This is a genomic window from Sphingobium sp. RC1 (assembly GCF_059738765.1).
Genome location: NZ_AP027309.1, coordinates 276891 through 289788, shown reverse-complemented (window position 1 = coordinate 289788; position 12898 = coordinate 276891). Strand labels below are relative to the sequence as shown.

Here is a 12898-nt window from a genome sequence, read left to right as displayed (position 1 = left end):
TGCCGCCTGACCGATGAGCAAGATAAGCGAAGAGGATATCGACCGGCTGGTCCCCGCATTTTACGATCGGGTGCGCGCGGATCCGATCCTTGGCCCGATATTCAATCAGGCGATCGACGACTGGCCGCTTCATCTGGAAAAGCTCAAGGCATTCTGGTCATCGGTGATGCTGGGAACCGGCCGGTACAAGGGGCAGCCGATGGTCGCGCATGTACGACACGAACCGCACATGACCGCCGATAATTTCAGCCACTGGCTTGCCCTGTGGCGACAGACCAGCGGTGACATCCTCGCCCCAGACGTCGCAGCGGCCTTTCAGGAGAAGGCCGACCGGATTGCCGAGAGCCTGCAATTGGGCATTCAATTCTACCGCGACAGGAAAGCTTAAGCCGGGTGAATACGGATGGTCGCCAAGCAACCATCCGCCACCAGCCTCAAAATTCGCGCAGGATTTCGCGCAGCGTCGTGCCCTCATATTCGGTGCGCACCGCGCCCGCCCTTTGAAGCGCAGGGATGACGCCATTGACCAGATCGGGCAGCTGGCGGTTATAGCCGGACCCTTCAATCAATATGCCGTCGCCACCCACTTCGTCCATGACCGCCATCAACTGATCCGCGACCTCTTGCGCCGTGCCCCTGAATCTGGAGCCGCTGCCCCCTTTCCCTGAGGAAAACAGGTCGCGAAGGGATTTGCCCTCCTCCCGTCCGGCCTTCTTCATATGTTCCAGCGCGCTGGTGTGGCCGCCTGCCACGATGTCCTGCGGCACGGGCGCATCCACGTCATAGAGCGAAAAGTCGATGTCGAGCGAGGATGAAGCCATCACGATATTATGCTCGAACGCCGCCTGCTTTTCGGCCTCGGTCATTTCGGGCGGCTCTCCACCGTCGGGCAGGATGTTGACCGGCGTCAGGAAAAACACCTTGATGTCATCCGGATCGCGGCCCTGTTTTTCGGCGCGGTTGCGGATGTCCTCGCGATAGGCCTTCATGCCCTTCACCCCGCCGGTCATCATGCCCAGCACGACTTCGGCATTCTTCGATGAGAAATCACGGCCCCGCTCGGACGCGCCCGCTTGCGCCAGAACCGGATAGCCCTGCGGCGACCGCAACGTGTTCAACGGCCCTCTCGATCTGAAATGCTGCCCCTCGAAATTGACGGTGTGGACCTTCGTATGATCGACATAGACACCCGTCTCGGTGTTAGCGACCAATGCCCCTTCTTCCCAGCTATCCCACAGCTTCTTGCACAGTTCGACAAACTCGTCGGCAATGTCATAGCGCTCGCTGGGCGGCAGCAGCTTTTCCATGCCAAAGTTCAGCGCGGCGTTCTTCTCGCTCGACGTCACCATGTTCCATCCCGCTCGCCCCCTCGTCAGGGAGTCGATGGTGGAGAGCAGCCTTGCAAGCAGATAGGGCGGGTAGAAGGTGGTCGAAGCTGTCGCGATCAACCCGATATGCGACGTTTCCTGCGCCATCACCGGCAACAGCGGCAACGGATCGAGCTTGGGCGACAGCGTCGCATTCTTGAGGTCCAGTTCCATCGAGCCAGCGTAGCGATCACCCACGATCACCGTGTCTTCGAAGAAGATGAAGTCGAACTTCGCCGCCTCAAGCATCTTGGCCAGTTCCTTATGGTAGGAACCATCCGCCCATTGCGAGCCGAGTTCCTTGCCATCGCCCGGCCAGGACGTCGCGCCGAACTTCGTGAAATAGCCAAGGTGGAACTTCTTGTGGGCCATCGACGGAAACCTTTCTCACCAGTATTTCCCCGCCTGTTTCCCCTATGCATCCGCAGCATAATGGCAACGCAGGCATGTCGCCAGAGCCGCTTCAACGGCCCCGACGCTCGCTGAACATTATCAATAGTTGACGTTATTCAACCAAATGGCGAGTGAATTTATCCGCCCTTGCGGAACGCCTTTTTTCAGGCTGCTTTCGCAGGCGGCAGCCCGGCGTCGGGAATGTTTAGCTGCTCCTCCCTATTGCGCGCATGATATCTGCTCATTCCGAAGAATATGGCAGCGGCGAAGACGCAGAGTGCAAACACGCCGACAAATACCGGTTCATAACTGCCCGCAAAGTCACGCAGCCACCCTGCGCCAGGCGACATGAAGAAAGAGAATGGCAGCGTCATGACGCCCAGCAAGCCCAGGACCTTTGGCAAGGCGTCAAGGCCATATACCTGAACAACCAGCGCGCTGAGGGGAGGAAATACGGAGGCGCCGCAAAAACCGATCAGGAACGCCGCGACATTCAATGCGACCATCCCTCCTGACATGCCCATGATTGCCCAGGCAGCAGCGAAGCCCAGACCGACGAGGCCGAGAGTCCTGGCCGGACCGACCCGGTCGCACGCAAAGCCCGCCACCAGCGATCCGACGATGCTGGCCGCGCCTGAAACGGCGAGCAGCACCGCTCCCGTCTGCAAAGACTGATGATATCCTTCGACGATGGGCAGAAGATGCGCGCCACCCGTGATGGCCGTGCCATTAAGGATTCCGTCACCGACCGCGATCAGCCAGAACAGCGCGCCGCTCAAAATGGCGATCTGCGTCGGACCCGATGTCGCCCCCTCGACCCAGCCGGATTCGTCCGGCGCTTCGACCGGAGGATCGATCACCGTCAAGGTCAGCGGCAGCAAGAGCAGATGCAGGGCGGCGAGCAACAGGAAAAAGCTCTTCAATCCATAATTTTGGATGATGCTCACCCCGATGGCGGGCAGGACGGTCACAAATAGGGGCAAAAAGGCAATGCCCATCACCTTGCCCCGCGCTTCGGGATACCAGCCGCTCGCCAGGACCGCAGGCGGCAGGGCGGAAAACAGGGCAGCGCCGGGACCGATCAGAAGGCCGCATTCAGCCAGCGCGATCGGCATGGTCGGCGCATAGGCCAGCGCCGTATATCCAATCAGGGAGATGAAGACCCCGGTCGACATGACCCGGCGAAGGCCCCAGCGACCAATCGCAACCGCTATCAGCGGACCAAATGCGGTGAGCGACAGGATGGCAAGGGAGAGAGCCATCGTGGCCATGGCCAATGACGCGTCGTACCGGTCCTGCAATGCAAGGACGCTGACGCCCAGCCCACCGAACGCGCAACCTGTCCCGACATTTTGCGCGAGCATGGCCCTGAAAAGCATCCCCCGCTTGCGTCGCTGCAGCGCGATGCCCTGACCACCCATGCCCACAACTTCAGTCATGCATTTACCGCCTTTGCGACTGGACGAGCGATCGTCACCAAAAATTGTCCGACCACCGCCAGGAAGATGGTAGGCCCATCACTGCTCCAGCGAACGCTTCTTCCAAAGTTCAGGCAAAGTGTTAGCGGCGACCCGGCGCGAATCGACGGGATGCTGGCCCACCCGTTGATGTTCGTCAACTGTTTCATCAGGCGCCATTCCATGATGGGCATGGTTCATCACCGAAGGTGAGCGAACGCCGCGCCAAACGGCTCGTTTTGCTACCTCAACAGGGGCCGGTCATTATCGGGCGATCCGACGGCCAGCCGACGAAGTCCTCCTACTGGTGAAACTCCGCCGCGCGGACTCCAGCCCGAACGCGCGCCCGTCCCCAGCGCGCCCTATATAAAGCTGCTCACATCCACGCCCGCCAGCGTATTGACGCCGACCAGTATCACGCTCTGTTCGAATGTGCCGTCGCCATTGCCGTCGTAGAAGATCCAGCCGTCGGTCGTCCCGGCGATGAAGGTCACATGGTTGACGCCCGCCGTCGCCTGGGCAGCGCTCAGCGCATCGGCGAAATTGTTGGTCGCGATCGTCGCTTCTGCATAATTGGCGGCTGGCAGGCTGCCGTTCAGGAAATCAAAGTCGATGCGATCCCCCTCGCCGATACGGAAGTCGTTGATGCGGTCATAGCTGGAACTGTTCAGCGATGATGCGAGCCCTGCGAAGACGAAAGTATCCGCTTCCGTGCCGCCGGTCAGTGTATCCTTGCCCGCACCGCCGATCAGGATGTCGGCGCCCGCACCGCCCTTCAACGTGTCGGTCGACGCCCCGCCATCCAAAAAGTCGTCGCCCGCTCCACCATCCAGAAGGTCGCCGCCGTCTTCGCCAAACAATCTGTCATTGCCGCCATTACCCACCAGCGAGTCATTGCCCAACCCGCCCCAAAGGCTGTTGGCGCCGCTATTGCCGGTCATGGTGTTGGCCAGATCGTTGCCAATGCCGTCGATATTGCCAGCGCCCGTCAACACCAGCTTTTCGACTTCCGCCGCCATCCGATAGCTGACGGAGGCGTTGACCTGATCCGTGCCACCGCCCACGGCTTCGATGACCAGATCGTCATTGGCGGCGTTGCCGTCATCGGACCAACTGTCCACCACATAGACATCATCGCCCAGCCCGCCGGTCATGCTGTCCGCGCCAGTACCGCCGTCCAGGCTGTCATTCCCCAGCCCGCCGATCAGCGTGTCGTTCCCGTCGCCGCCGAACAGCAGGTCGTTATCATCGCCGCCGTCCAGCAGGTCGCTGCCGCCATTGCCGGACAGATTGTCCTGCCCCAGCCCGCCGAAAATCTGGTTGGCGGCCTCGTTCCCGACGATGATGTTGGCAAGGTCGTTGCCGATGCCGTTGATCGGGGCAAGGCCGGTCAGGGTCAGCTTTTCGACCTCCGCCGCCATCCGGTAGCTGACCGATGCGTAGACAAGGTCGGTGCCGCCCGATGCCTGTTCGATCACCTGATCGTCATTCCCGGCAAAGCCGTCGTCGGAATAGGTATCGACATAGAAGGTGTCGTTGCCCGTGCCGCCATCCATATAGTCCGCGCCTGCGCCGCCATCGATGATGTCGTTACCCGCCATGCCATAGATGGTGTCGTTGAGCGCGGTCGTCTGGTAACCCAGCACGGTAGTGGTCGGATTGATGCTGTTGTTGCCCGACGATCCGATGATGGTCTTGCCGATTTCCGGAATGTCGGTGATGCTGATGGACAGCAACTGGTCATCGACATAACTGCCATCGGTCGCCCGCACGATCAGCTGGTAGACACCATCCTGGTCCGCATCCAGGCGATTTTCATAATCGACCGGGGTCAGGAAGGACACCGCGCCGGTCACCGCATCGATCGTGAACAGCGCAGCATCGGCCCCGCCCGCGATCGCAAAGCTCGGGGCGGTCCCGTCCGCATCGGCGGCCGTCACGGTGGTCAAGGCCGTCTGGTTTTCCGCCATGCTGATGGCCGCGCTGGCTCCGCCCCCGTTGGAGGTGATGACCGGGGCACTGTCATTGACGTTGGCGATGGTGATCGCCAGCGCCTGCGCCACGTTATTGGTGCCATCGCTGGCCGTGACGACGACATTGTAAGTGCGATCGCCATTGGCATCGCCGGGCGCTTCGAAATCCGGAGCCGCCTTGAAACTAAGCGCGCCTGTCACTGCATCGATCGTGAACAGCGCGGCGTCCGCTCCGCCACTGATGCTGTATCCCAGCGCCGTGCCATCGGCATCGCTCGCCTGCACCGTCGCCGTCAGCAGACTGTTTTCCGCGACCGTAAGCGCCGCCGATGCCGCGCCGGCGTAAGATGTAAGGACCGGGGCATTGTCATTGAGGTTGGCGACCGTGACCGCCAGCGTCTGCCGATCGGCGTTCGCGCCATCGCTCGCCTGCACGATCACGTCATAGACATTGTTGTGATCGGCATCCGCCGCCACCTCATAGTCCGGCCCCGTCCTGAAGCTCAGGGCGCCGGTCGCCGCGTCGATGGTGAACAACGCGGCGTCAGCACCCCCCGCAATCGAAAAGCTGATCGATGGGCCATCGGGGTCGGTCGCCGTAACGGTGGTGACAGCCGTCGCATTCTCATTGATTGTGATCGCGGCGGCAGCGTCTCCGCCGTTGGAGGTAATGACCGGCGCGGCCCCATCCGCCACGTCGCGCACGGTGACGGACAGGCTTTGGGTATCCACCCCGCCATTGCCGTCATTGGCGACGACGATCAGCTGATAGACATTATCGCCATCCGCATCCGCCGGATTTTCAAAGTTGGGCGCCGCCAGAAAGCGCAGCGCGCCCGTCACAGCATCGATAGCGAACAGCGCCGCGTCAGCACCCCCCGCAATCGAAAAGCCTATGGTCTGGCCAGCGTCAGTGTCCGTCGCCGCGACGGTGGTGACCGCCGTGCTGTTTTCATCGATGGACAGCGCGGCACTTGCGCCACCGCCATTGGATGTGATGACCGGCGGGGCGTTAAGGCCCGTCGATGGGATCGTCACATCGGCGAACTCGAAAAATTCGACGTTGCGGATCGTCTTCGTGCCCTCGGGCGATCCGGGACGCAGGTCACCGGCAATATAGCTGCCGTCGGGTTGAAGCGTGAAAATATAATCCGCCCGGTTCCCGGAAAAGACCAGCGTATCGATGTCGGCGCTGCCGTCGATCAGGTCGTTGCCCGCTCCCGCCAGGATGCGGTCGTTGCCCGCCCCGCCGTGCATATAATCATCGCCAGCACCGCCATCGAGCAGATCGTCGCCCGTGCCGCCATACAGCTCGTCATTGCCCGCACCGCCATACAGCTGGTCATTGCCGGAATCGCCGTTCAACGTGTCGTTGCTGGATGTGTTCGCATCATCACCATATAATATGTCGTCGCCACTACCGCCCGACAGCGTGTCGCCGCCCGCCTGGCCATAGAGGATGTCATTGTCATCCCCGCCGTTCAGCTTGTCGCTGCCCCGGCCACCCCAGATAAGGTCATTGCCCGCGCCGCCGTCAATGATGTCGTCGCCCGAGATATTGTTGAACCCCAGATCGTCGCCATAAAGCCGGTCGTTGCCCAGCCCGCCTGAGATGTTGTCGCTGCCGCGCCAGCCGAAGATGATGTCGTCGCCTGCGTCGCCCTGAAGGTTGTCCTTGCCCGCGCCGCCCACGATGATGTCGTTGCCCGCGCCGCCCTGAACCAGCACGTCCTTCGCATAATCGATGCCGCCGACGCCGTGGTTGGTCAGGTCTATGACATCATCGCCATCCCCCAGCCAGAACTGCTCGATATTGTCAAAGCCGCCAAAGCCGCCCGAAATGGTCCCATTATTATAGAATATCGCGTCGGATAGGTTCGACCCATAGACGATATCGGTGCCGGTGCTGCCCAGCAGAAGATCCATGGAAATCTGGATATTGGACACGGCGATCTGATATTGGGTTCCGGCGTCGGTCAGGATCGCGGTGTTCCACACGAGCTGCGCCAGCACGGCATCGGGCCGCACGATGTCCAGGTTCGACAGGCGGGTGAAGGCAAAGAACAGGTCCTTCTCGGCCGTGCCGGTGACCGTTGAGCTGCCGACAACATTATAATAGCTGGCCATATCGTCTCCCCATCTCGTGCCAGGATGGCTGGGGCCTGCCCCCCGGCCCGGAGCGTGTGGAAAGCTGATACCCTCGAAACGGCCCGCGCCGCGAAGATCATCGGGATAAAGGCGCCACCCTTAAGGGTAAGGCTCCACCAATAGGCTTATTGTTCGCGGAACGACCGCCACATCAGGTCGGTCAAAGGGTCGAACATATATTGCAATGCCGTGCGCCGCCGCAGGGGCACCACCACCTCCACCGGCATGCCCGGCTTCAGGACGAAATCGCCGCGCGCATAGCGTCTGATGAGCGCGATCTGCTCCGGCGGTATCTGCACCTCGCCCACGAAATAGGAAACGCCGGTCTTCTCCTCGACGAAACTGTCGGCCGATACCCGCGTCACCCGCCCGTCGATGATGGGCAAGCTGCGCGCCGGAACCCCTGCAAAGCGCACCTCCGCCCTTTGCCCCACCGCCAAGTCGTCAATGTCGGCGGGGGAAAAGCGCGTCTCTATCACCACCGCGCCGTTGCGGGGCACGATGTCCATCAGCACCTGCCCGGCGGCGATCACGCCGCCCACCGTATGGACCGACAATCCGACCACCGTCCCGCTGACCGGCGCACGTACTTGCGTGCGCGCCACTTCATCGCGCGCCGCCGTCCATTTTGGCAGGACATCGCCCAGCTGTGTTTCGACGTCCCGCAATTCGGCCGTCACCTTTTCCTGCAACCCTTGCTTCGCCTCCAGCGCCTTCAACCGCGCTTCCCCGGCCATGCTGACGGAACTGTCGCGCGCCGCCATCAGCCGCGCGCGTTGCCCGATCAGGTCGGCCTTGGCCCGTTCCAGCGCGCGGATGCGGGTCTTGCTGACAAATCCCTTGGCCGCGACATCTTGCAAACTGTTCAATTCGTCGCTGATCAACCGTTCCTGCTCGACCACCGCAGCAACCTGCTCGCGATAGCCCAGCACCTGCGATCCGGCCTGGCTGCCTTCCTGCATAGCCACACCCTGTTGCGTCGCCAGCAGCGCCGATCGCGCACCCATTTGCGCCCGTTGCGCCCGCATGGCAGCATCTGCATCGGCGACATCCACCCCGGTCAGCGACCGGAACTCTACCGGCGCAGCGATCGCCGTCCCCGCCAACTCCGCCCTCAGCCGAGCGCGCTGAGCCATCAGCCAAATGGCCTGTGAAGCCAACACCCGTTCCTGCGCCGTGACCGCCGGTGCGGCAAGACGGATCAGCACGGCGCCTTGCCGCACCTGCTGCCCTTCCTTCACCAATATCGCGGCGACGATGCCGCCATCGCGATGCTGGACGCTCTGCCGCTGCCCCGCGACGGTTGCCCGGCCCGGCGCCAGCGCCGCCGCGTCCAACCGGGCAAACGCGGCCCAGCCCAGAAACAGCAGGAAAAACGCCGCCGCAATCAACAGACCGGCCCGCACCTCCCGGCGGATATCCGGCCCCACGGCAGGCACCGTCCCCCCCTCTCCATTGGTCAGCAGGAGTACGCGCCGCGACCGCATCAACATCACGCCCTCTCCGCCGAAGCCAATGATCGTGTCGCGGTGAGCGCACTCAGCACCTTGTCGCGCGGGCCATTCATCCGCATGCGGCCATGGTCCAGCACCAATATCCGATCCGCTGGCGCCAGTAGGCTGGTGCGATGCGCCGTCACCATGATCGCGGCGCCGCGCGCCTTCGCCTGCCGCAGCGCGTCGATCAACTGCGCCTCTCCATCGGAATCGAGATGCGCATTGGGCTCGTCCAGGATCAGCACGGCGGGATCGCGGAACAATGCGCGGGCCAGCGCGATCCGCTGCGCCTGCCCCATTGACAGCCCCGTGCCGCCCCAATCCAGCATCGTCTCATAGCCTCTCGGCAATCCCAGGATCATCTCGTGCACACCGCACAGACGAGCGGCGGCGATCACTTCGGCATCGATCCTGTCCCTGTCGACGGCGGCGCTTCCCTCTTCAAAAGCGAAGCGGGCGATGTTGTCCCGGATCGTTCCGGCAAAGAGCGAAGGCTGCTGGGGCATATAGCCGATATGCGCCGACAGCGCCTCGTCATCCCATTGGGCATAATCCGCGCCATCGATGCGGATCGTGCCCCGGCTGATCCCTATTGCCCCGGCGGTCAGGCGTGCCAGGGTCGACTTGCCCGCCCCGCTCGGCCCGATCACCGCCACCAATTCGCCCGGCGCGATGGTGAAGGACACATTGTTGATGATCAGCCGATCCGACTGACGATCATGCACGGAAATATTCTGGGCATCCACCCGGCCGATCGGCACGGGCAAGGCGGTACGCGGCGCCGGATCGAACTCCCCCTCCAGCCAAATCTTGATCTCCGCATAGGATTCGCGCGCCTGCACGAAACTGCGCCATTGGCCGACAAGCTGATCGATGGGGGACAATGCCCGCCCCAGCAGAAAGGATGAGGCAAAGATCGCACCACCCGAAATCTGCCCATCGATCGCCAGCAAGGCGCCCAGGCCCAGCGCCCCCGATTGCAGCGCGTTGCGCAGGAAACGGCTGACCATCACCCACCTTCCCGCCGCGAAGCTGGCATTGGCCTGCCACTTCAGCATATCCGCCCGCTCGGCCAGATGGCGGCGCACCATGGGGCTCCGCATGCCCAGCGCGCGGATCGTTTCCATCCCGCGCATGCTCTGGTCCAGGCTGGCATAGGATTGGCTCGCCGCCGCATTGGCCTGCGCCAGCGGGGAATAAATCACCCGCTCGCTAGCCCACGCTATGGCAAGCAGCACCACGCTGCCCACCAGCGCCAACAGGCCGATCCAGGGGTGGATGATGGTGCACACAATGATGTAGATCGGCGCCCACGGCACATCGAACAGCGCGTTCATGACCGGGCCGGTCAACGCCTGCCGAAGCTGGTCGCACTCGCGGATGGGCTGTTGCCGTCTGTGCTGGCCCGTCGCGGCTGGCGGCTGGCGCAGGGCAGCGGCGATCAGCGTGCGCGCAAACCGCCGGTCCAGCGCGATGCTTGCCCGCACCATGATGCGCGAACGAACATATTCCAGCAACGAAAGGGTGGCGAAAGCCATCAGCACCACGATGGTCAGGAACCCCAGCGTCGTGGCCCCCCGCGTCGGCACGACGCGATCATAAACCTGCAACATGTACAGCGTCGGCGCCAGGAACAACAGATTGGCAAGCGCGCTGAACAGGGCGGCCCACATCACATGCGCCCGCACCGCATTCAGCACGGCTCTCATCTCGCGGCCTCGCCACCGCGCGGGCAAACGCTGCCAACGACGACTGAAACTGGCAGCGCCATCCTATCTCCCCAAAGCGCGACGGTTCAGCCCAACTCATCCCGTCGAACGCGCTACCGATCAACAGCGCAAAGGGATGCGGGGTGGCAAATTGGGTTGGTTAGACGAACTCTTGCGATCGGCCGTGCGACGCGCTGCCGTTAAGATCGGCGAGAGACCGGAGTCTTGCGTGTGAAAGGATCGCCGACGCGAAGGCGGGGTTTGACCGCCTCCGCGTCGCTCACCCTGTGATGTTCAGCTATCCGGGCCGAGGTCGGGCACCCATGCAGCGCCATTGATATGCGCACCTCCATCGACGAACAGCGTGTTGCCGGTCAGGTATCGCGCGTCCTCGCTGGCCAGGAAAAGGGCAACGCCGCCGATGTCGGCCTCCGGGTCGCCCATTCGGCCCATCGGATTAGCCGCCGTGGTGGCCGCGGCGACCTCCGGCTCCGTACGTTCAAACTCGCGGTAACCGGCGGAAACGGCGGCGGGGCAGATGATGTTGGCGCAGATTCCATATCTGGCCCATTCCCGCGCCGCGCTGCGGGTATAGGCGCGAAGGGCTTCCTTGCCGACATTATATTCGGCGGTCCCCATATGCGCGTTGACGCCGTTGAGCGACCCGATGTTGATGATGCGGCCCCAATGTCTGCTGCGCATGTGCGGGAACGCCGCCTCCATCGACCATTTCGCGGCGTAAAGACACATGTTCATGCAGGATTCGAATTGCGCATCGGACAGGGTTTCGATGCGCTGCAATCCGCCGCCGCTAAAGGCGTTATTGACCAGGACGTCGATAGAGCCAAAGCGATCGACACAAGCCTGGACGGCACCGACCACGTCATCACGCACCGTGACATCGCATTTGCGAAAGTCGGCATCCACCCCAAGGCCGCGCAGTTCCTCCACGACCTCCACGCCTTTGTCCGCATTGAAATCCGCGACCAGGATCGACCCGCCTTCCTGCGCAAATCGCAGCGCCATGCCCCGGCCAATTCCATCCGCCGCTCCGGTAATCAGCGCCGCACGCCCGGTCAGCCTTTTTTCCACGCTCACGCCTTCATCTCCTACATCTATTGCATTGTTCCTGACGACAGGGTTAATCAACCGATGACACTTGTCAACAAACTAAGCCTGTGGTTTATCGCTCGGCTATGATGTTCACAGGCGATCGTCGGCAAAGGCCGGGACAGCTGGAGAGAGTATGGCCTGATGATGAAACGAAGTGAAGAAATTCAACCACGGGTGGCGCTGGTCACCGGGGCGACGCGGGGCATCGGCCGTGCAATAGCGATCGCCCTTGGCCGCGCGGGCTTCGCCGTCGCAGTGACCGGCCGCACCATGGCGGAAGGCGCTGGCCGTATGGAGAGCATGGGGGGCACGCCTGTGCCGGGCAGCGTGGCATCGACAGTGGAAGCGATAAGGGCGGCTGGCGGTCAGGCGATGGGCGCACGGATCGACCTGCTCGATCGCGCATCCATCGATGCAGGGGTCGCGGCGGTACTCGACCACTGGGGGCGGATAGACGTGCTGGTGAACAATGGCATCTACCAAGGGCCGGTTATCCTCCAACCGATCATGGACGTCGCGCTGGAAGACGCGGAAAGAGCGATCACCGGCAATTTCCTGAACCAATTTCACCTGAGCCAGATCGTGCTGAAGACGATGGTAGCACAGGGTTCAGGGCGAATGATCTTCATGACGACCTTGTCCTCCATCGAACCTTCCGCCCGCTCGCCGGGGGTGGGCCTCTTCTATCTGGCGCCCAAGGCAGCGTTCAATCGTATCCCGGACCACATCAACCAGGAGCACGGCAAGGACGGGATCAGCGCCTTCCTGATCGAACCGCGCTTTACCATGACGGACACGCTGCGCGCGGCCATGGGCGATCAGGCTGAAACGATCGGACAGGGAGAAGCAGCGCGCGATCCGGAGGAAACCGCACAGACGGTGGTGTGGTTGGCGAGCCATGCAGACGCCCCGGACCTGGCCGGACCAGAAATGATCAATGCGCCGGACTTCTTTACCGAACGAGGAATTACGCCGCCGGAATAATCCCGTCCGCATCAATGCGCACCCCCCCATACCCGTTTCTTAGGTCCAGGCCAGCCCGCCCATCTCGCGCTTACGCAGGCGGCAAGCCCAAGGGGCAGCAATACGGCCGCGAGCTTCCACCGGCGTTCGCGGCCATAACCAGGATCATCCATTTCCCCGTTCGCCACGTGGCAGGACCGAGCTATCGCCCACAACGACGGGCTATGCCTCACCTTTACCGTTTAGCCCAAAGGCGAAGCCGGTTTTCCCGCATCACCC

General features: G+C 62.5%; 8 protein-coding genes. 2 read left to right on the top strand and 6 right to left on the bottom strand.

Translation table 11 applies throughout. The features are described 5' to 3' along the window. The first annotated feature begins 13 nt into the window (after nucleotides 1-13). Nucleotides 14-388: a group III truncated hemoglobin gene (locus AC6JBC_RS17560; protein ID WP_498026741.1), complete on the top strand. Its 375-nt coding sequence runs from the start codon at nucleotides 14-16 to the stop codon at nucleotides 386-388. Between the two features lie 46 nt (nucleotides 389-434). On the opposite strand, the gene AC6JBC_RS17555 is transcribed toward AC6JBC_RS17560, so the two are convergent. The 6 genes from AC6JBC_RS17555 to AC6JBC_RS17530 form a co-directional block, all read right to left on the bottom strand. Then, complete coding sequence (locus tag AC6JBC_RS17555) at nucleotides 435-1739, bottom strand: NtaA/DmoA family FMN-dependent monooxygenase (protein WP_498026740.1); 1305 nt, start codon at nucleotides 1737-1739, stop codon at nucleotides 435-437. 185 nt (nucleotides 1740-1924) lie between these two features. After that, a complete protein-coding gene (locus tag AC6JBC_RS17550) occupies nucleotides 1925-3199 on the bottom strand; it encodes an MFS transporter (RefSeq protein ID WP_498026739.1) in 1275 nt (424 codons plus the stop codon). A gap of 380 nt (nucleotides 3200-3579) precedes the next feature. Beyond that, complete coding sequence (locus tag AC6JBC_RS17545; RefSeq protein WP_498026738.1) at nucleotides 3580-7317, bottom strand: beta strand repeat-containing protein; 3738 nt, start codon at nucleotides 7315-7317, stop codon at nucleotides 3580-3582. A gap of 146 nt (nucleotides 7318-7463) precedes the next feature. Further along, the gene (locus tag AC6JBC_RS17540; protein WP_498026737.1) at nucleotides 7464-8831 is read right to left on the bottom strand and encodes an HlyD family type I secretion periplasmic adaptor subunit; all 1368 of its coding nucleotides are present in this window, start codon (nucleotides 8829-8831) and stop codon (nucleotides 7464-7466) included. Continuing rightward, complete coding sequence (locus AC6JBC_RS17535; RefSeq protein ID WP_498026736.1) at nucleotides 8831-10543, bottom strand: type I secretion system permease/ATPase; 1713 nt, start codon at nucleotides 10541-10543, stop codon at nucleotides 8831-8833. Before AC6JBC_RS17535 ends, AC6JBC_RS17540 begins: the two co-directional genes overlap by 1 nt. A 294-nt stretch (nucleotides 10544-10837) precedes the next feature. Further along, nucleotides 10838-11641 carry an SDR family NAD(P)-dependent oxidoreductase gene (locus tag AC6JBC_RS17530; protein WP_498026735.1) on the bottom strand — a complete coding sequence of 268 codons (804 nt, stop codon included), beginning with the start codon at nucleotides 11639-11641 and terminating at the stop codon, nucleotides 10838-10840. 156 nt (nucleotides 11642-11797) lie between these two features. On the opposite strand from AC6JBC_RS17530, the gene AC6JBC_RS17525 reads away from it, so the two are divergent. After that, the gene (locus AC6JBC_RS17525) at nucleotides 11798-12640 is read left to right on the top strand and encodes an SDR family NAD(P)-dependent oxidoreductase (RefSeq protein WP_498026734.1); all 843 of its coding nucleotides are present in this window, start codon (nucleotides 11798-11800) and stop codon (nucleotides 12638-12640) included. Nucleotides 12641-12898 lie beyond the last annotated feature (258 nt).

Excerpts from the sequence above, each read along its gene's own strand:
- AC6JBC_RS17560 (WP_498026741.1), top strand. The coding sequence starts at position 14 with ATGAGCAAGATAAGCGAAGAGGATATCGACCGGCTGGTCCCCGCATTT.
- AC6JBC_RS17555 (WP_498026740.1), bottom strand. The coding sequence starts at position 1,739 with ATGGCCCACAAGAAGTTCCACCTTGGCTATTTCACGAAGTTCGGCGCG.
- AC6JBC_RS17550 (WP_498026739.1), bottom strand. The coding sequence starts at position 3,199 with ATGACTGAAGTTGTGGGCATGGGTGGTCAGGGCATCGCGCTGCAGCGA.
- AC6JBC_RS17545 (WP_498026738.1), bottom strand. The coding sequence starts at position 7,317 with ATGGCCAGCTATTATAATGTTGTCGGCAGCTCAACGGTCACCGGCACG.
- AC6JBC_RS17540 (WP_498026737.1), bottom strand. The coding sequence starts at position 8,831 with ATGTTGATGCGGTCGCGGCGCGTACTCCTGCTGACCAATGGAGAGGGG.
- AC6JBC_RS17535 (WP_498026736.1), bottom strand. The coding sequence starts at position 10,543 with ATGAGAGCCGTGCTGAATGCGGTGCGGGCGCATGTGATGTGGGCCGCC.
- AC6JBC_RS17525 (WP_498026734.1), top strand. The coding sequence starts at position 11,798 with ATGATGAAACGAAGTGAAGAAATTCAACCACGGGTGGCGCTGGTCACC.